Source organism: Rhizobium vallis, assembly GCF_003985155.1.
Lineage (GTDB): Bacteria > Pseudomonadota > Alphaproteobacteria > Rhizobiales > Rhizobiaceae > Rhizobium > Rhizobium vallis.
Genome location: NZ_ML133696.1, coordinates 35,613 through 57,471, shown reverse-complemented (window position 1 = coordinate 57,471; position 21,859 = coordinate 35,613). Strand labels below are relative to the sequence as shown.

At 61.2% G+C, this 21,859-nt stretch carries 18 protein-coding genes and 2 pseudogenes; 11 read left to right on the top strand and 9 right to left on the bottom strand.

The window, feature by feature from the left end:
• The first annotated feature begins 67 nt into the window (after positions 1–67).
• Positions 68–1,765, top strand: a complete 1,698-nt coding sequence (gene ade, locus EFQ99_RS26145; RefSeq protein WP_126924118.1) for an adenine deaminase — start codon at positions 68–70, stop codon at positions 1,763–1,765.
• Positions 1,766–1,820: 55 nt separating this feature from the next.
• Here the strand turns inward: ade and EFQ99_RS26140 are convergent, their stop codons facing one another.
• From EFQ99_RS26140 to bglA, 3 genes and pseudogenes are all read right to left on the bottom strand, one after another.
• Positions 1,821–2,111, bottom strand: a complete 291-nt coding sequence (locus tag EFQ99_RS26140; RefSeq protein WP_126924117.1) for an addiction module antidote protein — start codon at positions 2,109–2,111, stop codon at positions 1,821–1,823.
• Positions 2,104–2,409 (bottom strand): annotated as a pseudogene (locus tag EFQ99_RS26135) (type II toxin-antitoxin system RelE/ParE family toxin). The gene EFQ99_RS26140 and the pseudogene EFQ99_RS26135 overlap by 8 nt, the downstream one beginning before the upstream one ends.
• 64 nt (positions 2,410–2,473) lie before the next feature.
• Positions 2,474–4,120, bottom strand: a complete 1,647-nt coding sequence (gene bglA / locus EFQ99_RS26130) for a beta-galactosidase BglA (protein WP_126924116.1) — start codon at positions 4,118–4,120, stop codon at positions 2,474–2,476.
• 389 nt (positions 4,121–4,509) lie between these two features.
• Here bglA and EFQ99_RS26125 point away from each other — a divergent pair, with 389 nt between their 5' ends.
• From EFQ99_RS26125 to EFQ99_RS26095, 7 genes are all read left to right on the top strand, one after another.
• Positions 4,510–6,090: a peptide ABC transporter substrate-binding protein gene (locus EFQ99_RS26125; protein WP_126924115.1), complete on the top strand. Its 1,581-nt coding sequence runs from the start codon at positions 4,510–4,512 to the stop codon at positions 6,088–6,090.
• Between the two features lie 48 nt (positions 6,091–6,138).
• Complete coding sequence (locus tag EFQ99_RS26120) at positions 6,139–7,062, top strand: ABC transporter permease subunit (RefSeq protein WP_126924114.1); 924 nt, start codon at positions 6,139–6,141, stop codon at positions 7,060–7,062.
• The gene (locus EFQ99_RS26115) at positions 7,059–7,976 is read left to right on the top strand and encodes an ABC transporter permease (RefSeq protein ID WP_126924113.1); all 918 of its coding nucleotides are present in this window, start codon (positions 7,059–7,061) and stop codon (positions 7,974–7,976) included. Before EFQ99_RS26120 ends, EFQ99_RS26115 begins: the two co-directional genes overlap by 4 nt.
• A gap of 1 nt (position 7,977) precedes the next feature.
• Positions 7,978–8,979 (top strand): ABC transporter ATP-binding protein, encoded by a 1,002-nt coding sequence (locus EFQ99_RS26110; protein ID WP_126924112.1) that lies wholly within the window; start codon positions 7,978–7,980, stop codon positions 8,977–8,979.
• A complete protein-coding gene (locus EFQ99_RS26105; RefSeq protein WP_126924111.1) occupies positions 8,972–9,958 on the top strand; it encodes an ABC transporter ATP-binding protein in 987 nt (328 codons plus the stop codon). The genes EFQ99_RS26110 and EFQ99_RS26105 overlap by 8 nt, the downstream gene beginning before the upstream one ends.
• 177 nt (positions 9,959–10,135) lie before the next feature.
• Positions 10,136–10,477, top strand: coding sequence for a hypothetical protein (locus EFQ99_RS26100; RefSeq protein ID WP_126924110.1), 342 nt, complete (start codon positions 10,136–10,138; stop codon positions 10,475–10,477).
• Positions 10,478–10,663: 186 nt separating this feature from the next.
• A complete protein-coding gene (locus EFQ99_RS26095) occupies positions 10,664–11,584 on the top strand; it encodes a sugar kinase (protein ID WP_126924109.1) in 921 nt (306 codons plus the stop codon).
• A gap of 84 nt (positions 11,585–11,668) precedes the next feature.
• On the opposite strand, the gene gstI is transcribed toward EFQ99_RS26095, so the two are convergent.
• Positions 11,669–11,860 (bottom strand): glutamine synthetase translation inhibitor GstI, encoded by a 192-nt coding sequence (gstI, locus tag EFQ99_RS26090; RefSeq protein ID WP_126924108.1) that lies wholly within the window; start codon positions 11,858–11,860, stop codon positions 11,669–11,671.
• Between the two features lie 432 nt (positions 11,861–12,292).
• Here gstI and EFQ99_RS26085 point away from each other — a divergent pair, with 432 nt between their 5' ends.
• Positions 12,293–13,333 (top strand): glutamine synthetase beta-grasp domain-containing protein, encoded by a 1,041-nt coding sequence (locus EFQ99_RS26085; RefSeq protein WP_097620206.1) that lies wholly within the window; start codon positions 12,293–12,295, stop codon positions 13,331–13,333.
• Positions 13,334–13,571: 238 nt separating this feature from the next.
• Positions 13,572–14,753 carry a glycosyltransferase family 4 protein gene (locus EFQ99_RS26080; RefSeq protein WP_126924107.1) on the top strand — a complete coding sequence of 394 codons (1,182 nt, stop codon included), beginning with the start codon at positions 13,572–13,574 and terminating at the stop codon, positions 14,751–14,753.
• 317 nt (positions 14,754–15,070) lie between these two features.
• On the opposite strand, the gene der is transcribed toward EFQ99_RS26080, so the two are convergent.
• The 3 genes from der to EFQ99_RS26065 form a co-directional block, all read right to left on the bottom strand.
• Positions 15,071–16,492, bottom strand: coding sequence for a ribosome biogenesis GTPase Der (gene der, locus EFQ99_RS26075; RefSeq protein ID WP_126924106.1), 1,422 nt, complete (start codon positions 16,490–16,492; stop codon positions 15,071–15,073).
• A gap of 16 nt (positions 16,493–16,508) precedes the next feature.
• Positions 16,509–17,192, bottom strand: a complete 684-nt coding sequence (locus tag EFQ99_RS26070; RefSeq protein WP_126924105.1) for a tetratricopeptide repeat protein — start codon at positions 17,190–17,192, stop codon at positions 16,509–16,511.
• 103 nt (positions 17,193–17,295) lie between these two features.
• Complete coding sequence (locus EFQ99_RS26065) at positions 17,296–17,880, bottom strand: NnrU family protein (RefSeq protein WP_126924104.1); 585 nt, start codon at positions 17,878–17,880, stop codon at positions 17,296–17,298.
• 119 nt (positions 17,881–17,999) lie between these two features.
• Here EFQ99_RS26065 and EFQ99_RS26060 point away from each other — a divergent pair, with 119 nt between their 5' ends.
• Positions 18,000–18,989: a polysaccharide deacetylase family protein gene (locus tag EFQ99_RS26060; protein WP_126924103.1), complete on the top strand. Its 990-nt coding sequence runs from the start codon at positions 18,000–18,002 to the stop codon at positions 18,987–18,989.
• A gap of 194 nt (positions 18,990–19,183) precedes the next feature.
• Here the strand turns inward: EFQ99_RS26060 and sbmA are convergent, their stop codons facing one another.
• The gene (gene sbmA, locus EFQ99_RS26055; RefSeq protein ID WP_126924102.1) at positions 19,184–20,449 is read right to left on the bottom strand and encodes a peptide antibiotic transporter SbmA; all 1,266 of its coding nucleotides are present in this window, start codon (positions 20,447–20,449) and stop codon (positions 19,184–19,186) included.
• Between the two features lie 123 nt (positions 20,450–20,572).
• Positions 20,573–21,780: pseudogene (locus EFQ99_RS26050) on the bottom strand (YbfB/YjiJ family MFS transporter).
• Positions 21,781–21,859 lie beyond the last annotated feature (79 nt).

The window sequence follows — 21,859 nt, the reverse complement described above, 5'->3', positions numbered from 1 at the left end:
TTGTAGCCATCGCATGTCGCCGCAGATCGGTTATAACTTCGGAATCGGTTGCAATGTGAGCGAAGCCATGACCAGCAGACTCGAACGTCTCATAGACCAAGGTGTGGGCCGTATCCCCGCCGACATCGTGTTGAAGGGCGGCAGCTTCTTCGATCTCGTCACAGGTGAACTCGTCCGCTCCGACATCGCCATCGGCGCCGACCGCATCGTCGGCACGTCGGGCAATTACGAGGGCGAGACCGAAATCGATATCTCGGGCAGAACAGTCGTTCCCGGCTTCATCGATACGCATCTGCACATCGAATCCTCGCTGGTGACGCCACACGAATTCGACCGCTGCGTCCTGCCCTACGGCGTCACTACCGCGATCTGCGATCCGCATGAAATCGCCAATGTGCTTGGCAAGGAAGGTATCGAGTTTTTCCTCGCTTCGGCGCTGGAAACGATCATGGATATCCGCGTCCAGCTCTCCTCCTGCGTACCCGCCACACATCTCGAAACCTCCGGCGCCGACCTGCCGATCGAAAGCCTCCTGCCCTACCGCGACCATCCGAAAGTCATCGGCCTTGCCGAATTCATGAATTTTCCCGGGGTGATCCACAAGGATCCCGTCTGCATGGCAAAGCTCGACGCCTTTCAGGGCGGCCATATAGACGGCCACGCCCCGCTTCTTTCCGGCAACGATCTCAACGGCTATCTCGCAGCCGGCATCCGCACCGAGCATGAATGCACGAGTGCTGCCGAAGCGCTGGAAAAGATCCGCAAGGGCATGCACATCCTCGTGCGCGAAGGCTCGGTCTCCAAGGATCTCGCCGCTTTGATCCCCATCATCACCGAGCGGCTTTCACCCTACCTCGCGCTCTGCACCGACGACCGCAATCCGCTCGACATTGTCGAACAGGGCCATCTCGATCACATGATCCGCACGGCGATCGCAGCCGGTGTCGAGCCCCTGGCAATTTATCGCGCCGCCTCGATCTCGGCCGCCCGCGCCTTCGGCCTCAGGGACCGCGGCCTGGTGGCGCCGGGCTGGCGGGCCGATCTGGTCGTTCTCGACAGCCTGGCAAACTGCCGTGCCGAGATGGTCTTCGCAGCCGGCCGCCGCGTCACCGACGCACTCTTTTCCACGCGCAAACCGGTTGCCCCGATCGGCCTCGACAGCGTCAAGGCAAGGCCTGTCAACGCCGCCCATTTCGGCGTGCCCGCTAGAGAGGGCGAAACATCGGTGATCGGCGTCATGCCGGGCAAGATCATCACCGAGCACCGCCGCTACCGGCTGCCGGTCAAGGGCAATGAGACGACGGTCGACCTCACCAATGACATCATCAAGGTCGCCGTCATCGAGCGCCACGGCAAGAACGGCAACCATGCGAACGGTTTCGTCCAGGGCTTCGGCCTGAAGAAGGGCGCGATCGCCTCCACTGTCGGCCATGACAGCCACAATATCTGCGTCGTCGGCGTCAACGAGGACGACATGGCGCGCGCCGCAAACCGCCTCGGCGAAATCAAGGGCGGCTTCGTCGTCGTCGAGGATGGCAAAGTCACCGGCGAAATCGCCCTGCCCGTCGCCGGCCTGATGAGCCTCGAGCCTTACGAGATCGTCCGCGACACGCTCCATCATCTCCGCAAGGCCGCCTTCGCCCTCGGCGCCACGCTGGAAGAACCCTTCCTCCAACTCGCCTTCCTGCCGCTGCCCGTCATCCCACACCTGAAGATTTCGGACATGGGAATGGTGGATGTGGACAAGTTCGCGCTGATTGGATGATGCCGGATATCGGAACTCTCACTTGCGAGAAGGCTTCAGCGAACGCCAGACGGTCTCAAATCGCGTGATGTCGCGTCGTAAGTTCGAGCCCGATGGCCTTCATCACGGCCAGCGTGGTTTCGAGTGTGGGATTTCCGTTTTCACTGAGTGCCTTGTAGAGGTGCTCGCGCGCAAGGCCGGTTTCTTTGGCGATTTTGCTCATGCTCTTGGCGCGTGCAACGACGCCAAGAGCAGAAGCGATGAATTTCGCATCTCCGGTCTGCAGGGCCTCGGTGATAAAGGTTTCGATAGCCTCGTCGGAATCGAGTAGCTCAGCCGGATCGAAGTCGAAAATCTGTTCAGCCATTATCGTCGCTCCATTCCATGGCCATTCTCTTTGCCGTCCGTATGTCGGTTTCCTGCGTGCTTTTATCGCCGCCGCAGAGAAGCACGATGATCGTTTCTCCCCGCTTGCGGTAGTAGATCCGATAGCCAGGCCCATAGTGAATGCGCAACTCACTCACCCCTTCACCGACCGGAGCGGCATCGCCGGCATGCCCGGTTGCAAGACGCTAAAGGCGTAAAGCGATCATTGCCTTGGCCTTTCCGTCTTTCAACCGTTTGTGCCACTTCTGGAAAGTGGCCGTCTGCTTCAAGATGAACATATCAGTTGTAATTTAAAAAATACAGCCCTATCGAAATCGATAACCCTCGACGACAGCGCGAATGTCAAATCCGCGCACAAAACCCATCCAGCGCGGCAAGTTTCACCGATCCCGCGCTCACCACCGCCTCGAAGCCCGGCATGGCAAGCGCTTCTCTGAGCGCAATGCCCGCAGGCAGGCGGAATTCCGCCGGTTTGCGGGTCAGGTTGAAGACGAAAAGCAGCTTTTCGCCGCCCTTTTCGCGGGTGAAGGCGAGCAGATCATGGTTGGTGTCGATGAAGCTCATGTCGCCGTCGATCAGTGCCGGGTGGCTCTTCCGGAAGGCGAGCGTCTGGCGGTAGTGGTGCAGCACAGAGCTGTCGCTCCCCTCCTGCGTATCCACGGAAAGTGCTGCCTGTTCGTAGGGCACGGGCAGCCAGCTCTTTTCGGCGGAGGTGAAGCCCGCATGCGCCTTGCCGGCCTCCCAAGGCATCGGCGTGCGGCATCCGTCGCGGCCCTTGAAAGCCGGCCAGAAGCGGATGCCGTAGGGGTCGCGCAGATCCTCGAAGGCGAGCTCGGCCTCCGGCAGGCCGAGCTCCTCGCCCTGATAGAGGCAGATCGAGCCTCGCAGTGCAGCAAGCACCGAGATCGCCAGTTTCGCGATGACGGGGCGCTCTTCCTCGGTCAGCGCAAACCGGCTGACATGGCGCATGACGTCGTGATTGGAGAAAGCCCAGCAGACCCAGCCGTCGGTCACGGCTTTCTGGAAGGCATCGACGCAACCGCGGATATGTTCGGCGGTAAACTCCGGCCCCAGCAAATCGAACGTGTAGCACATATGCAGCTTGTCGTCGCCGCTGGTATAGGCGGCCACTGTCTTCAGCGAGCGCGCCCCGTCGCCGACTTCACCGACCGTCGTGCGATCCTCATACTGGTCGAGCAGCGCCCGGAAGCGTTTGAGGAAGCCGACATTCTCCGGCTGCGTCTTGTCGTAGAGGTGGTTCTGCATGCCGTAGGGGTTGGTGTCGGGCGCATCGAGGCCCCCGTCGCTGGTATCAGGCTCGTGCGGCGGATTGCTTCTGAGCTGCTTGTCGCAGAAATAATAGTTGACCGTATCCAGTCGGAAGCCGTCGACGCCGCGGTCGAGCCAGAATTTCACCGTCTCCAGCACCGCGTCCTGCACTTCGCTGCTGTGGAAGTTGAGATCCGGCTGCGAGGTCAGGAAATTGTGCTGGTAATATTGCCGGCGCACGCCGTCCCATTCCCAGCCCGGCCCGCCGAAGATCGACAGCCAGTTGTTCGGAGCCGTACCGTCCGGCTTCGGATCGGCCCAGACATACCAGTCCGCCTTGGGGTTGGTCCGGCTCGACCGGCTCTCGACGAACCAGGGGTGCCGGTCTGATGTGTGCGAGATCACCTGGTCGATGACGACCTTGATGCCGAGCCGGTGCGCTTCCGCCATCATCTCATCGAAATCGGCGAGCGTCCCGAAGATCGGGTCGACGTCGCAGTAATCGGAAACGTCGTAGCCCATATCGGCCATAGGCGACTTGAAGAAGGGCGAGAGCCAGATCGCGTCAACGCCGAGGCTGGCGATATGCGGCAGCCGGCGGGTAATGCCCTTGAGATCGCCGAGCCCGTCGCTGTTGGTGTCCTGAAACGAGCGCGGATAGACCTGATAGATCACCGCACCCCGCCACCAGTCTGCATTCCCGCCTGCCTGCAATGCCATCGGCTACGTCTCCCGACTAAGGCATGTCGCGCAAAAGTGTGCAGCGGTTTTGCGGCAACGACATGCGTGAAAACAAAAACCTAAAGCGCAGAGAGCGAATCTGAAGGATCGCGACGCGCTTTAGTTCGCGCCCGCCACACTAAAGCGGACGCAACAAAAGACAACCATGTGAAGCCGTTATGAATGGCCTGAAAGGCGCCGCAACGTCTCGTCGCGAACCGGCAAGGGGGAGACGTATATAGGCTTGTCCACAACTGGAGACTACCCTCCGGATTTGGGGTTGCAACGCAAAGCCTTTGCGATAAGGTGCGCGCTGACCTGCACGTAAGAGGTCAAACCCGGGAACAAATGTCTAATAAAGGCGCAAAGCCTAGAAAGGTGGACCCACCATGAACCAATTTACGAAAAAATTTCTTGCCTCTGCGATGTTTGGCACATTGCTGGCATTTTCGGCGCACGCGGCCACGCTCAACATTCATAATGGTGGCGACCCGCAGTCGCTCGATCCGCAGAAACTTTCAGGCGATTGGGAGAACCGCATCGCCGGCGACATTTTCGAAGGCCTCGTCACCGAGGACGCCAAGGACAATCCGGTCCCCGGCCAGGCCGAAAGCTGGACCATTTCGCCTGATGGCAAGGTCTATACCTTCAAGCTTCGTGACGGCATCAAGTGGTCCGATGGCCAGCCGGTAACGGCAGGAGACTTCGTCTTCGCCTTCCAGCGCCTCGTCGACCCGAAGAACGCCGCCGACTATGCCTATCTGCAGTTCACCATCAAGAACGCCGAAAAGATCAACAAGGGTGAGATCACCGATTTCAGCCAGCTCGGCGTCAAGGCGATCGACGACAAGACGCTCGAAATCACCCTGGAAAATCCGACGCCTTACTTCCTGAACGCCCTGATGCATTACACGGCCTATCCGCTGCCGAAGCATGTCGTCGAGGCGAAGGGCCAGGATTGGGTCAAGATCGGCAACATCGTCACCAACGGCCCCTATAAGCCGGTCGAATGGGTTCCGGGCTCGCATGTCACGACGGTTAAGAACGACCAGTGGTACGGCACTAAGGATCTGAAGATCGACGGCGCCAAGTTCTTCGTGCTGGAAGACCAGGAAGCCGCGCTGAAACGTTACCGCGCCGGCGAATTCGACATCCTCACCGACTTCCCGACCGACCAGTACGAGTGGATGAAGAAGAATCTGCCGGGCCAGGCGCATGTCGCACCCTTCTCCGGCCTCTACTACTATGTCGTCAACTCGCAGAAGCCGCCCTTCAGCGACAAGCGTGTACGCCAGGCTCTCTCCATGGCGATCAACCGCGAAGTGATCGGTCCGCAGATCCTCGGCACCGGCGAATTGCCGGCCTATTCCTGGGTTCCGCCGGGCACGGCGAATTACGGCGAGCCGGCCTATGTCAGCTGGAAGGACCTGCCCTATAAGGATAAGGTCGCAGAAGCCAAGAAGCTTCTGGCAGACGCCGGCTTCGGACCGGACAAGCCGCTGCACGCCGTCCTCAGCTACAACACCAATGACAACCATAAGCGCATCGCCGTCGCAATCGCTTCCATGTGGAAGCCGCTCGGCGTCGATGTCGAACTCGTCAATGCCGAAACCAAGGTGCATTACGACCAGATGCAGCGTGGACAGGTCGAAATCGGCCGCGCCGGCTGGCTCGCCGACTATAACGATCCGGACAACTTCCTGAACCTCCTGGTCACAGGCGTCCAGATGAACTACGGCCGCTGGTCCAACCCTGATTACGACAAGCTGATCAAGGAAGGCAACGCCGAGACCGATCTGAAGAAGCGCGCCGAAATCTTCAAGAAGGCCGAACAGCTGGCGCTCGATGAATCCGCCGCCCTGCCGATCTACTATTATGTCTCGAAGAACGTCGTTTCTCCGAAGATCGAAGGCTTCGTCGACAACATTCAGGACATCCACCGCACCCGCTGGCTGTCGATGAAAGAGTAAGGGAAAACGGTCCTTTCCGCGCCTTGCGGAAAGGACCGGCCCACGACCATGATCAAATACGCACTCCGTCGCCTTCTGTCGACGATCCCCGTCATGTGGATCGCCGTGACAGCTTCGTTTTTTGTTTTGCGCCTTGCCCCCGGCGGCCCTTTCGATGGCGAAAGGCCATTGCCGCCGGTGATCCTCAAGAACCTTGCCATCCACTACAATCTCGATAAGCCGCTGATCCAGCAGTACCTGATCTATGTCGCGGACCTACTGCGGGGCGATCTCGGCCCCTCCTTCGCCAGCGAGGACTTCACCGTCGCCCAGCAGATCATGATCGGTCTGCCCTACACCTTCACCATCGGTACGGCTGCCTTCCTGATTGCCATCATCGTCGGCGTGGCCGTCGGCTGTCTTGGGGCGCTCTATCAGAACAAGGCACCGGATTATATTCTGGGCGCGCTCATCCTGGTGGGCGTCGTGCTGCCGAACTTCCTGATTGCGCCCATCCTGCAGCTCGTCTTCGGCATCCATCTCGCGTGGTTTCCGGTCGGCGGCTGGGGTGACGGCTCGATCAAATACCTGATCCTGCCGATCGTCGTGCTTGCCCTGCCGCATGCCGGCCGCATCTCGCGCATCACCCGCGGCTCGATGATCGAGGTGATGAACCAGAACTTCATTCGCACCGCCAAGGCCAAGGGCATCGGCCCGCGGCTGACTGTGATGCGCCACGCGCTGAAGCCTGCGTTGATGCCGGTCGTTTCTTATCTCGGTCCGGCGGCAAGCTACCTTCTCACCGGCTCGCTGGTTGTCGAGAGCATCTTCGGATTGCCCGGCATCGGCCGCTATTTCGTCAACGCAGCGCTGAACCGCGACTACGGCATGGTTCTCGGCACGGTCATCTTCTACATGGTGCTGATCGTCTTCCTGAACCTTCTGGTCGATATCGCCTATGCCTGGCTGGACCCGAAAGTGAGAAACCGATGATCCTCAATCCCGCAAAACGCGAGCTTCTTGCCCAGGAGCTTCTGGAGGCGGAGGGTCTCGCGCCCGAAGGCCGTTCGCTCACCAAGGATGCGCTGCGCCGCCTCGGGCGCAACAAGGCGGCCGTGCTCTCGATCGCCGTCCTGGCGCTGTTGATCCTCGCAGCCTTCCTCGGTCCCTGGTTCATTCCCTTCAACTATGAAGATCCGGATTGGGCCGCCTTCCGCATCCCGCCCTCGATCGAGACCGGCCATTATTTCGGCACCGACCCGAATGGCCGCGACCTTCTCGCCCGCGTGCTCTACGGCACCCGCGTCTCGCTTGCCGTGGCGCTGACGGCGACTGTCGTCTCCGTCGTCATAGGCGTGCTCTATGGCGCAGTCTCCGGCTATATCGGCGGCAGGTTGGATGCGATCATGATGCGTTTCGTCGATATCATGTATGCGCTTCCCTACATCCTGTTCGTCATCCTGCTGATGGTGATCTTCGGCCGCAACGTCTACCTGCTCTTTGCTGCGATCGGCGCGCTGGAGTGGCTGACCATGGCCCGCATCGTGCGCGGCCAGACACTGTCGATCAAGCACCGCGAATTTATCGAGGCGGCCCGCGCATCCGGGCAGCGGCCGTTCAAGATCATCGTCAAGCACATCATTCCGAACCTCGTCGGGCCGGTGGTGATCTTCGCGGCGCTGACCGTGCCCGAAATCATCGCCACCGAAAGCTTCCTCTCCTATCTCGGCTTCGGCGTGCAGGAACCACTGACCTCGCTCGGCACGCTGATCGCCGAGGGAACCGACGCCATGGAAAGCATGCCCTGGCTGCTGATCTTCCCGGCAAGCTTCCTCGTGGCCCTGCTGCTCAGCCTGCTCTTCATCGGCGACGGCCTGCGCGACGCGTTCGACCCGAAGGATCGATAGAATGCTTCAAGAAAAAGACATCCTCCTCGAACTCGAGGATTACTCGATCACTTTCGCAACGCCCGACGGCGAGGTGAAGGCGGTCTCGAACATGAACCTCACCGTCCGGCGCGGCGAGCGCATCGCCATCGTCGGCGAGTCCGGCTCCGGCAAGAGCCAGACCTTCCTCGGCATCATGGGCCTTCTTGCCAAGAACGGCAGGACGACGGGACAGGCGCGGCTCGAAGGCACGGACGTGCTGTCGCTGAAGCCGCGCCAGCTCGACCAGATCCGCGGCAAGGACATGGCCATGGTCTTCCAGGACCCGATGACCGCCTTAAACCCGTCCCTGAAGATCTCCCGGCAGCTGACGGAACAGCTGGAGGTTCACCGCGGCCTGACGGCGCGCGCCGCATCCGAGACAGCCCTCGACATGCTGAAGCGTGTCGGCATCCCCGATCCGACGCGGCGCTTCCATCTCTATCCGCACGAACTGTCCGGCGGCATGCGCCAGCGCATCGTCATCGCCATGGCGCTGCTCACCAAGCCGAAGCTCCTGATCGCCGACGAGCCGACGACCGCGCTCGACGTCACCATCCAGGCGCAGATCCTCGATCTCTTCAACGATCTGACGGCCGAGATGAACACGGCGCTGATCATGATCACCCACGATCTCGGCGTCGTCGCCGGCCTCGCCGACCGTGTCGCCGTCATGTATGCCGGCCGCATCGTCGAGGAAGCCCCGGTCGACGAACTCTTCGACAATCCGGCCCATCCCTATACCGCGGCGCTGCATGCCTCGATCCCGCGCCCGGACCAGGATGTCGACGACCTCGTCGTTATCCCCGGCCGTCCGCCGAACCTGCAGCACCTGCCGAAGGGCTGCAATTTCTCGCCGCGCTGTTCGCAGGTCCAGGACGATTGCATCGACCGTCCGCCCATCCTCGAGACCCTTGCGCCGCGCCACTGTGCGGCCTGCTACCATCCATTCCCCCGTCGCGAGGAGTTGCTGAACCATGGCTGATCGATCGCTTCTGAGGGTCGAGAACCTGACGACCCAGTTCGAACTGCCGGCAAAGGGCTTGTTCAAGCCGCCGATCTTCCTGACCGCGGTCAACAATGTCAGCTTCGATCTCGCCGAAGGCCGCACGCTCGGCATCGTCGGCGAATCCGGCTGCGGAAAATCCACGCTCGGCCGGTCCATCCTGCGGCTCCTGAAATCGCAAAAGGGCCGCATCCTCTGGCAGGGCCGCAATCTTCTCGATCTCACGAACGAGGAAATGCGTGCCGCACGCCGCGACATGCAGATCATCTTCCAGGACCCGATCGCCTCGCTCGACCCGCGCATGACGGTCGGCGACATCATCGCCGAGCCGCTCACTGTGTTCGAGCCGAAGCTTACGAAGGCCGAGCGCACCGAGCGTGTGCGCGAGATCATGACCGCCGTCGGTCTCGTACCGGAGATGATCAACCGCTATCCCCATGAATTCTCCGGCGGCCAGGCGCAGCGCATCGGCATTGCCCGCGCAGTCGTCACCAAGCCGAAGCTCATCGTCTGCGACGAGCCGGTTTCGGCCCTCGACGTCTCGATCCAGGGCCAGGTCATCACGCTCCTGCGCAAGCTGCGCAAGGAATTCGGCCTGACGCTGATCTTCATCAGTCACGACCTCTCGGTCGTGCGCCTGATCTCCGACGATGTGCTGGTGCTCTATCTCGGCAGAGTGGTGGAAGCTGGCGACTGCGCCACCGTCTTCGATCATCCGGCCCACCCCTATACGCAGGCCCTCTTTTCCGCAGCACCCATCCCGGATCCGAAGCTTGCGCGCCTGCGCACCCGCATCCGCCTGCAGGGCGATCCGCCCTCGCCGCTCAACCCGCCGAAAGGCTGCGTCTTCTCTCCCCGCTGCTGGAAGGCGACCGACATTTGTCGCACCGAAATGCCGCCGACTGAAGAAGTCCGCCCCGGCCAGAAGGCGGCCTGCTATCATATGGACAGACCGTGAATGGAACGAAGGCCGCATGAAGCGGCCTTCGCTTCTCTAAATAACTGTCACGTCCTCTTAACGATGAAATGGCCGAAACACACTTATTTCGGAATCTATAGTCCCCGATAACAAAGATTTAGATGCGGATATGCTATCCCCGTCCCCGCCTAATCATGGGTCGTGGGGAACGCATATATGAAATCGAAACTATCTGGATTGATCGCGCTTGCAGCCGCGATCGTCGCCGGCTCTGCCGTATCGTCGCATGCCGAAGATCTGAAATTCCAGCTTACCAACGGCACCGATTCCGTCCTGACGCGCTTCTACAGCTCGCCGACGGGCGTCAACAGCTGGGAAGAAGACGTGTTCGGCGACAACGTTCTCAATCCTGGCGAGACCGTGAACATCACCATCGCCGATGGCCGAACCGTCTGCAAATACGACATGCGCTTCGAATTCGACGAGGATTCGAACCTCGACACGACCGAAGACACGCAGGATCTTTGCGAACTCGGCAGCTACACCATCCACGAATAATCTTCCGTCGCCCGCGCCTGCCTTCGCTTCGTCCGTGAAGGCGGGCTTTTCATTCCTCGTGAGATCGGCTCCGACGATATCGGCGCTTGTCACTCCGCCCGGCTCCGCGTATCAGCGGATGCAGCGTCAATTCAAAGCGATAGAGCGTCCTGTTGATCAGCGGCGCTCCGATGCCGGGAGGATCAGGTGAGCGGAAGACGGTTTCTATCGATCGGTGAATGCATGGTGGAGCTCTCGCAGGCAGGCGACGGCCTGCTGCGCAAAGGCTTCGCCGGCGATACCTTCAATACCGCCTGGTATGCCCGCGCCTGCCTTTCCGCCGATTGGTCCGTCGATTATTTCACCGCCCTTGGCGACGACGCCATGTCGGATGAGATGGTGGCCTTCGCCGAGAAGGCTGGCATCGGCACGAGCCTTATCCGCCGGATCAGGGGCAAGACACCCGGCCTTTATATGATCAACCTGAAGGACGGGGAGCGATCCTTCAGCTATTGGCGCGACAATTCGGCCGCCCGCAGCCTCGCCGCCGATCCCGACAGTCTGCGCGAGGCGGTGGAAAGCGCCGACGTCGTCTATTTCTCCGGCATCACCCTCGCCATCCTGCCGCAGGAGGATGCGACGACGCTGCTGGCTGAAATCCGCCGCGCCAAGGCTGCCGGCAAGCTCGTGGTCTTCGACCCCAACATCCGTCCCCGCCTCTGGTCGAGCTACGACGTGATGCACGCGACGATCAGCGAAGGCGCCCGTTCCTCCGTGCTCGTCATGCCGAGCTTCGACGACGAGGCGGCGCATTTCGGTGACGATTCCATCGAGGCGACCATCCACCGCTATAAGGCGCTCGGCGCCGTCAATATCGTCGTCAAGAACGGCGCCGATGGCGTCAGGTTGAATTTCGGCGGCGAGGAGAGCTTCGTTCCGGCCGAGAAGGTGAAAAAAGTGGTCGACACGACAAGTGCCGGCGACAGTTTCAATGGCGCTTTCCTCTCCCGGTATCTGGAAACCGGCGATGCGCCCACCGCCGCCCGCTTCGCTGCAGCCGTCGCAGCCCGCGTCGTCAGTGAACATGGTGCGTTGGTCGTGAAGGAAAAGCTTGGTTTAGGCGGCTGAGTCCGCGCACGACGGCGTAGCAAGCACGCCATGCGCGGGCGCTCTCCGCCCTATCGGCATTCTGCTCCGGAGCGAAGCAGCAAATCAGGATTTCGTCGGCTGATCGGTCTCGCGAACCGCCTCGTCATGATACCAGCAGCTGTCGAGCGCAGCATCGCAGACTTCGGCTGCTTCGCGTTCCATCACCCGGGCGCGTTCGAACCGGCTGGCGGCCCGCGGCGGCCTGACGGGAAACTGGTAGATCGTTGCGGATTCACGATGGAAACCGGTGGGCATGAGATCGCCTCCATTCAGCTCGCGCATCAACATTTGGCACCAAAACCATAGCACGATGCACATAGTTTATGCAAATTGCACAAAATATACGCACAACCACCGCGATGATTGATCGCTGTGCTGTCTATGCCAGAAGCTTCCGCCTATTTGTTCAACACTTCATCACTTGAGGCTAACGCCCAAATTTTCATCCGGTTCCAGGGCCGAAAATTTCCGTTCTTCCTGATGATTCAGCCTTCGGCCAGGAGATCGAACGGCTTTCGGGGAAACGGAAAAAGCGTGCCGGCCGGCTGATTCGCGATTTTTCTTTCGCGGGAACGGCAAACTGGCACGCTACGTGCTTCAAGAGATGCATCCCCTGGCGGTCGGATGCGTTTGCGCGCCGAGATCGTCTCCGGATTTGCTCACCTTCGTAGCATTGAGAGAGTCACGATGACAAAATATAAGCTCGAGTATATTTGGCTCGATGGGTACACTCCGGTACCGAACCTGCGTGGCAAGACGCAGATCAAGGAATTTGACGCATTTCCGACGCTGGAACAGCTTCCGCTCTGGGGCTTTGACGGCTCCTCGACGCAGCAGGCCGAAGGCCGCAGCTCCGATTGCGTGCTGAAGCCGGTCGCCATCTATCCCGACCCGGCCCGCACCAACGGCGCGCTCGTCATGTGCGAAGTCATGATGCCCGATGGCGTCACGCCGCACGCATCGAATGCCCGCGCCACCATCCTCGACGACGAGGACGCCTGGTTCGGCTTCGAACAGGAATACTTCTTCTACCAGAACGGCCGTCCGCTCGGCTTCCCCGAGCAGGGCTACCCAGCTCCGCAGGGCCCCTACTACACCGGCGTCGGTTATTCGAACGTCGGCGACGTCGCCCGCGAAATCGTCGAGGAACACCTGGATCTCTGCCTGGCTGCCGGCATCAACCACGAAGGCATCAATGCCGAAGTGGCCAAGGGCCAGTGGGAATTCCAGATTTTCGGCAAGGGCTCCAAGAAGGCCGCTGACCAGATCTGGATGGCACGCTACCTCCTGCAGCGCCTGACCGAAAAGTACGGCATCGACATCGAGTATCATTGCAAGCCGCTCGGCGACACCGACTGGAACGGTTCGGGCATGCACTGCAACTTCTCGACCAAGTACATGCGCGAAGTCGGCGGCAAGGCCTATTTCGAAGCGCTGATGGCGCAGTTCGAAAAGAACCTGATGGACCACATCAACGTCTACGGTCCTGACAACGACAAGCGCCTGACCGGCAAGCACGAAACGGCTCCGTGGAACAAGTTCTCCTACGGCGTTGCCGACCGCGGCGCTTCGATCCGCGTGCCGCATTCCTTCGTCAAGAACGACTACAAGGGCTATCTGGAAGATCGCCGCCCGAACTCGCAGGGCTGCCCCTACCAGATCGCTTCGCAGGTTCTGAAGACGATCTCGGAAGTTCCGCTCGCAGGCTCGGCTTCTGCTGCCGCCTAACCTCCCAAGCGGCGCCGGTCCACGACCGGCGCCGTCATTCTCTCCGCATGAAAACCATGATCGACCGCTGACATATTCGCGGCGATCGCGCCGCTAAGGCCCTGCAAACGCTGGCATGCGGCTGTAATATTTCCATCATGGTCATGCCTCAAAATAGGCAAGCGGGAATCGCCGTTCCGGAACCCCGCTTTGGGGTTGAGCGTTGACAGATCACTGCAACGCGGATGGAAATCGTGACATGCTGCAACGTCCGGCAAACACTTACAGCGGCGAGAGCTGGGCCAATGCCGCAGCCGCCGGAAATCTGCCAGAACGGCTGGTCATCGTCACCGACGCCTGGCATCCGCAAGTCAACGGCGTCGTGCGCTCGATCGAGAACACCAATCGCGAACTGGCGAAGATGGGCGTTGCGGTTTCGATGGTGACGCCGGAGCGCTTCAACAGCATCCCCTGCCCGACCTATCCCGAAATCCGGCTGTCGATCGCCGGCTATCGCCGCATCGCCCGCGAGATCGAGAAGCACAATCCGTCCTATGTGCACATCGCCACCGAAGGCCCGCTGGGGCTGACGGCGCGACGCTGGTGCATACGCAAGCGCATGCCGTTTTCGACAAGCTATCACACCCGCTTCCCGGAATATGTTTCCGCACGCCTGCCGATCCCGAAGAGCTGGCTCTACGCTTTCGTCCGCTGGTTCCACAATGGCGGCGCCGGCTGCATGGTGGCGACGCCGAGCCTTGCGCGCGAACTGTCGGAAAAGGGCATCAAGAACCTGATGCCATGGAGCCGCGGCATCGATGCCACGCAGTTCCGCCCGATGGAACTCGAGGAAAAACCGTTCGGCCTGCAGCGCCCGATATTCATGACCGTTGGCCGCGTGGCATTGGAAAAGAACCTGCCTGCTTTCCTCGATCTCGATCTGCCGGGCTCGAAAGTCGTCGTCGGTGACGGCCCGGCCCGCGCCGAACTCGAAAAGCAATATCCCGACGTGTTCTTCGCCGGCGTGAAGTTCGGCGAGGATCTGGCGAAAGCCTATGCCCAGGCCAACGTCTTCGTCTTTCCCTCGCTCACCGACACCTTCGGCAACACCATCCTCGAGGCGCTGGCCTCAGGAGTGCCGGTCGCAGCCTATCCGGTCACCGGCCCGCTCGACATCATCGGCGAAGACAGCGAAGTCGGCGCGCTGAATGCGGACCTCGGGGTCGCCTGCCTTGCCGCCCTCTCCGCCTCGCGCAACAAGGCGCGCGATCTTGCCATGCAATATTCCTGGGAAGCGGCGACGCTGCAGTTCATCAACAACATCCGCGCCGCCAACGGCGTGATCACGCCGAAATGGAAGAAGGCCTGGCAATACGCCAAGTCGCTTCCGCGAAGCAGAAAGCCCAGCGAAACCGCCGGGCCTCTGCCGTCCGCGGACTGATCGACCTTACTTATGAAGCGCGCTGCGAAGCGTGTCGTTCACCAGGCGCTAGACGAGCGGGAGAACGGTTGCGTCTGGGGGTACCCCCTCTGTCCTGCCGGACATCTCCCCCACAGGTGGGGAGATCGGCTGGGCGCACCCGCTCGTTCAACATCAATTGTTTGGGGAAATTCCATCCACGAGTCGATCTCCCTCCTTGCGGAGGTCCGAAGGACGGGTCGAGACCAGCGGCTCGACCCCGGGTCCGGCAGGACAGAGGGGGGTGCCACACCCCGGCGCAACAATGCCGCGTAAGGCGCCCACCAGCGCCCGAAACCCTACGTCCGTCTCTTCTTGCCTTCGAACGGATTATCCGCCGAGCGGAAATGGATACGGATCGGCACGCTCGGCATGTCGAAATCGTTGCGCAACCCGTTGATCAAATAGCGCGTATAGGATTCCGGCAGCGCGTCGGAGCGCGTGCAGGAAATCATGAACGCCGGTGGGCGGGCCTTGACCTGGGTCATGTATTTCAGCTTGATGCGGCGGCCGGAGACGGCCGGTGGCGGATGCTGGATCTGCTGCGTCTCCAGCCAGCGGTTGAGCCGCGCCGTCGAGATGCGCTTGTTCCAGACCCTGTCCGTGTCGATGATCGACTGCATCAGCTTATCGAGACCCCAGCCGGTCTGGCCGGAGATCGGCACGGCTCGGATGCCGCGCGCCTGCGGCAGCAGCCGGTCGGTCTTTTCGCGCAGATCCGCAAGCACCGCCTGCCGGTCCTCGATCATGTCCCACTTGTTGAAGGCGAGAACGGCCGCACGGCCCTCGCGCAGCACCAGATCGACGATCTGCAGGTCCTGCTTCTCGAAGGGGATCGTCGCATCGAAGACGATAACGACCGTTTCGGCGAAGCGAATGGCGCGCAGCGCGTCGGCGACGGAAAGCTTCTCCAGCTTCTCGGTCACCCGCGCCTTGCGGCGCATGCCTGCCGTGTCGAACATCTTGATGGTGCGGCCGCGCCAGTCCCACTCGACCGAGATGGAATCGCGGGTAATGCCCGCCTCCGGCCCGGTCAAAAGCCGGTCCTCGCCGAGGAAACGATTGATCAGCGTCGACTTGCCGGCATTCGGCCGTCCGACGATCGCCACCCTGAGCGGTTTGGTATCGTCATAGGCGGGCTCTTCGTCCTCGTCCCCAGCCTCGTCCGCCGTCTCGGAAATGTCGACGTCGGTGACGGCAACATCCTCCTTGCCATAGGCCCGGTCCTTGCCGATCGCCTCGACGATCGCGTCGCGCAGATCGAGCATGCCCTGCCCGTGTTCGGCCGAAATCGGCGTCGGCTCGCCGAGACCGAGCGTATAGGCGTCGTAAAAACCGCTGTCGGAGCCGCGCGCCTCGGACTTGTTGGCGACGAGCACCACCGGCTTGCCGCGCCGGCGCAGCATTTCGGCAAGCGCGGTGTCGACAGGCGTCAGCCCATTCTTGGCGTCGACGACGAAGAGCGAAAGATCGGCCTCGTCGATCGCCGCTTCCGTCTGGGCGCGCATCCGGCCCTGCAGGCTTTCCTCGTCGGCCTCTTCGAGGCCTGCGGTGTCGATGATCGTGAAGGTCAGGCCCATCAGCCGGGCATCGCCCGGCCGCCGGTCGCGGGTCACACCCGGCGTGTCGTCGACGAGCGCCAGCTTCTTGCCGACCAGCCGGTTGAAAAGCGTCGACTTGCCGACATTCGGACGACCGACGATGGCGACCGTGAAACTCATTCTTTTTCCTTAAAACTCAGCCCTGCGCGGCGGGCGCCTTGCCGGATGCGGTAATGAGATCAAGCATCATGTGGGCACGATTGGTAACATTACGCGGGCTGTCGGTATCGTCGACGATCGACTGGAACCATTGCCGGGCCTGCACGATATTGCCGGCCTTATAGGCCGCAAGGCCAAGGGCTTCGCGCGCCGAATGACGGAACGCGTTGCCCGGTACGGCCATTTCCTCGATCGCGGCCGAAACCTGCTCGTAGGTGCCGCTCTCGATCAGCAGCCAGCCGGCGCGCATTTTCGCGGCGTCGCGCACGGCAGCCGGAACGCCATTATCCTTGCCGATCTCGTTGAAAGCGGCGATCGCCGCGGCGGCGTCGCCCTTCTGCGCCTGCACAGTCGCAGCCCGCATGCGCGCCAGCACCGGGTAGGCGCCATGGCCTTCCTTCTCCAGCTTGTCGAGTGCTGCCAGCGCCTCGTCGTTCTTGTTCTCGTCGGCAAGCTTCATCGCCGCTAGGAACTGGTCGCCGGCGCTGGAGGAACGGTTGTCGTCCCAATATTCGTAGAGAACCTTGCCGGCGGTGCCGACGACGATCAGGATGGCGACGACGATGATATAACGGCCGAACCGGCGCCACGCGCCCTTCATCTGGTCGGACCGCAATTCCTCATTGACTTCACGGATGAAGCTGTCGTCGTTGAATGCCATTCTCGTCTCCGGCCGCGGAAATTACCCAACATCATGCAAAATGCATATTGTCGGGCCTTCTACCCCATTTTGCCGCCGTTGTAAGGGGGATGTAAAAGATTCGTCACATGGCGAGCGGAGAAACCCCGATCAACCATTCGTGCAGCTTCCAGATGATCAGCGCCCACGCGACGATGCCGATGACGACGGCATAGAGGTCGTATTTTGCCGAGACGAAGGGGCGGAGCGTGATCTCGCCTGCCCGCTGGCGCCGCTTCAGCGAAATGCGCACGATCACGCCCCAGGCAAGAAAGGCCGCAAACAGCAGCACCGACGAGGTCTCGCCATTGGCAAGCAGATGCGCCAGCGCCCAAATCTTCACCGACAGCACCATCGGATGTTTGGTCTTCGTCGCAATATGCCCCGCCGGCAGCAGCGAGGCGACCAGACAGATGATCGCGATCAGCATCAGCGTGATCGTGATATGCGCCATCCAGACCGGCGGATTGTAAAGCATGCCGGTCACAGCACGGGCCTGACCGAAACCGTAGATCAAGAGGATCAGCGTGAGAACGCTCGCGATCGAATAGGCCGCCCGCCAGCCGGTCTCGCCGAGGCTTGCGATCATCGAACGGCGAAAGCCGGGAGCCACCACCCGCACCAGGTGTACCCCGAGGAAAAGTATGATGCCGACGATAAGCAATGTCATTGCGGATCCTTCCGTGCCGTTTGTCATGGCTTAGCGGGTGACGTGAAAAAATGCCAGCGCGACCGCAGCTTCGCCGCAATTCTGGTAAAGGAAACCGCGAACAAATTGTCGCGGTGCTTATGTCTCGTTTTCTCCTCTCCGCCTGCCTGGCTGCCTCCTTCCTCGTTCCGGCAATCGCGGAAGCCGCCGACCGGCCGAAACAGCTCGTCATCATTTCCTTCGATGGCGCCCACGACAATGCGCTCTGGCTGAAGAGCCGCGAGATGGCGGCGAAGAACGGCGCCCACTTCACCTATTTCCTTTCCTGCACCTTCCTGATGAACGAGGCGGCAAAGAAGGCCTACCAGGCGCCGCACCAGAAACGCGGAAAATCCAATGTCGGCTTCGCCCAGAGCGACGACGAGATCCGCAAGCGCCTCGGCAATATCTGGCATGCCCATCTCGAAGGCCACGACATATCGAGCCATGCCTGCGGCCATTTCGACGGCCGCGAATGGAGCGAGGCCGACTGGTCGGCCGAATATGCGACCTTTCACGGAACGCTGAAGAATGCCTGGAAAAGCGTCGGCCTTGCCGAGCCCGCCAGCTGGCAGGATCTGGTCGATCACGGCATCAAGGGCTTTCGCGCTCCGTATCTCTCGGCGAGCGCAGGCGCCGACATGATCGCCGCCGAGAAGAAGGCGGGCTTTTCCTATGATGCCAGCCTCGTCACCAAAGGTCCCGCCATGCCTGTCGAGGAAGACGGCATCATCCGCTTCGGCCTGCCGTTGATCCCCGAAGGCCCCAGCGAAAAACCGATCATCGGCATGGACTACAATCTCTTCGTCCGCCACTCCAAAGGCGAGGAGGATAGCGCGGATTCAAAGGAATTCGAGGACCGCGCCTACGCCGCTTTTTCCCAGGCCTTCGACCGCCAGTACAACGGCAACCGCATCCCCCTCCAGCTCGGCTTCCACTTCGTCGAGATGAACGGCGGCGCCTACTGGCGCGCGCTCGACCGTCTCGTCAGCGACGTCTGCCATCGAGCGGATGTCGCCTGCGTCAGCTATTCCGAAGCAATCCCGATGATCGAGGCACGCGGGAAACTGCAGCAGACGTCGGGTCTCTGACGGGCGCTTTTTTTATAACCGAGACGGCGGCCGTGCAGCCCCCTCATCCGCCTGCCGGCACCTTCTCCCCGAGGGGAGAAGAGATATGCCGCAACGTCTCGATTCCCTCTTCTCCCCAGCGGGGAGAAGGTGCCCGTAGGGCGGATGAGGGGGCCTCAAACACGAACCTTTCGATTACTCGCAGAACCTACCCATCAGCCATCGACATGCACGACGCCGGCTTCCCGCTCCAGATAGTGCCGATCGATGGCAGGCAGCGGCTCGTCATCGATGGCCGCCTCGAAGGCCTTCAGGCGTTTGTGGATGGAGAGCAGCTCGATGATCGTCGTCCATGCATTGACGAGATACTGAAACGAATTGCTGACCTGGCCGAAGGCTGTCGAGATCTGCTGGAAGATGCCGTAGGTGATGGCGCCTGCCACGATCGTCGGCACCAGCATGAAGACCACGAAGAGCGCGTCGGCCTGACTGTAAAAATTGCGCGCGATATTGAAATACATGTAGTGAAAATACATGCGGTAATAATTGCGGCGGACGTTGCCGAAGAGTTCCCTGACCGTCAGCGGCTGGGCGCGTTCCGCATGGTCCTCGCCATAGACCAGTTCCTTGCGATAGGCCGCTTCGACGCGCTGATTGCGGAAATTCAGGCCAGGCAGCTTGATGCCGACGGCCGCCAGCAGCACCGTACCGAACGCAGACCAGAACAGCGCCAACCAGAAGAGCGAATTCGCCACCGGCCCGATGAACGGCAGTTCCGTCACATAATGCGATAGCGCCAGAAGGATCGGCAGGAACACCACAAGCGTCATCACCGAGTTGATGAGGCTTATACCGAGAACTTCAAGCGTGCTCGCAAAGCGCATCGTATCTTCCTGAACGCGCTGCGATGCGCCTTCGATATGGCGCAGCTTTTCCCACTTCGACATGTAGAAGTTGTTCATCGCCGTGCGCCAGCGAAAGATATAATGGCTGGTGAAGAAGTCGGTCATGATCGAGACGAACATGGCGAGGAATGCGATCTGGCAGAAGATCCACATCAGACTGTAGAAATTGTCGACGGTGATACCAGGTTTCTTCTCCATCGCGTTCACTAGAAGATCGCCGAACGGCCGGCGCCAATTGTTGATCACGACACTGATCTGCACGCCGAAATAGGTCACGAATATAATCAGCGCCGAACCCCAGATCGACCACAGCTTCCAGGGGTGGCTCCGCGCTATCAGATGCCACGCGGCGCAGAAGATCGCCGCCGACAGCAGGAAATAGCTGTAGAACCAGAGATTTTCGGGGAGCAGGAAAAACGAGAGGTCGATCGGCTGCTGGTTTTCGGCAACCGGCGCGTAACCCAATGATGCACCGAGACCGGCAGCGAAGAGATACCAGCCGGCAATGGAAATCAGCGTCCAGACAATGAGCGAAGTGAAAAACAGCTTTGGCTGCGGAAAGAAGGAATGAAACACGGGGAGCTTTGCTTTCCTGAACTGTGAGTCTCGGGAGTGTCGTCAACACTGATTGCCCAAAAACTAAGGCAGTTCGAAGGAAGCAGCAATGGGTTCAGCCGATTGTTACGCAGTTGTAACCAGTTATGCGATCTTCTTGATGACGGGCATGACAAGCGCTGCGCAGACGATCAGGGCGGCGGCGGCGATCACAGTCGGGCCGGTGAAACTGCCGGAACGTTCGGCGATCCAGCCAGCAACGATCGGCCCGACGATCTGGCCGACGCCAAAAGCGGCCGTCATCATTGCCAGGATGCGACGCGGGCTCTCCGGGGCAAGCTTGCGGCCGATCTGCAGCCCGTAAGCGGTGATCGCCAGGAACGTCGCCCCGAACAGCGCCCCGCCGATCAGCGGCGCGACCGACGGCGGCAACGCCACGGTCGCAAGCACGCCGGCAGCCTCGACCACAAGGGCTGCGACATAGACGCCGCCAAGCCCGAGCGGGCTCACCAGCGGCTTCCAGGCAAAGAGCGCAACCGCAGACGTCAGCCCGGCGATGAACCAGCAGAGGAATTCGACGAAGGGTCCCGTTGCAGACAGCCGCGCGATGGTGACGAGGAAGGTAGCGGTGATGACGTAGCCGAAGCCGAACAGGCCGTAGGACAGCGTCACGAGCACCATCGGCCGGCCCCAGACGAGCGCCGGTTCCTTGCCGGTACGCGCCGATTGCGCAGGCGCCGACGGCAGGAGCCACCAGACGACGACGAGGCTTGCCGCGCAGTAAAGCGCTCCGCCGATCCAGTCGGCGCGCCAGCCGCCCGGCCCGTTGTGAAAACCGAGCCCGATCAGGAACACCATGACCGAGGAAAGCGCGATCCCCGCCCCCGGCCCGCCGAAATGCGCCGCCTGCACATGGTCATTGCCGGCGGCTGCCCCGTGGCTGAGCACGATCGACGAGGTGAAGACCATCGCCAAGGCGCTGGCAAGGCCGGCGAGGAAGCGGATGACGGCAAAGATCGCCACGGAATCGGTAGCCGCCATGGCGGCAAGCAGGATCGCAGTGGCAAGCAGTGCCAGCAGCGCCACCATCCGTTCGCGTCCCGCCGCCCAGCCATAGGCGGCAAGTACGGCGCCGACCAGATAACCGACGAAATTTGCCGAGGCGATAAGGCCGGCATCAGCCGCCGAAAGCGGCACGCCGCTCATCATGCCGGGCAGGATCGGCGTGTAGGAGAAGCGCCCGAAGCCCATGGCGGCCGCCATGGCGACGGCGCCGGCGGCGGCAGTGGAAACGAGATTAGGCGCGGAACGAGGAGGACGGGAAAGCATGCACGCTTATCGCGCCGCAGCACATTCGCCACAAACGAGTAATTCTGATCGATCGATCAATTCCTCGAAAGGTCGGATTTTCGCCACCGCTCTTGAAATGCA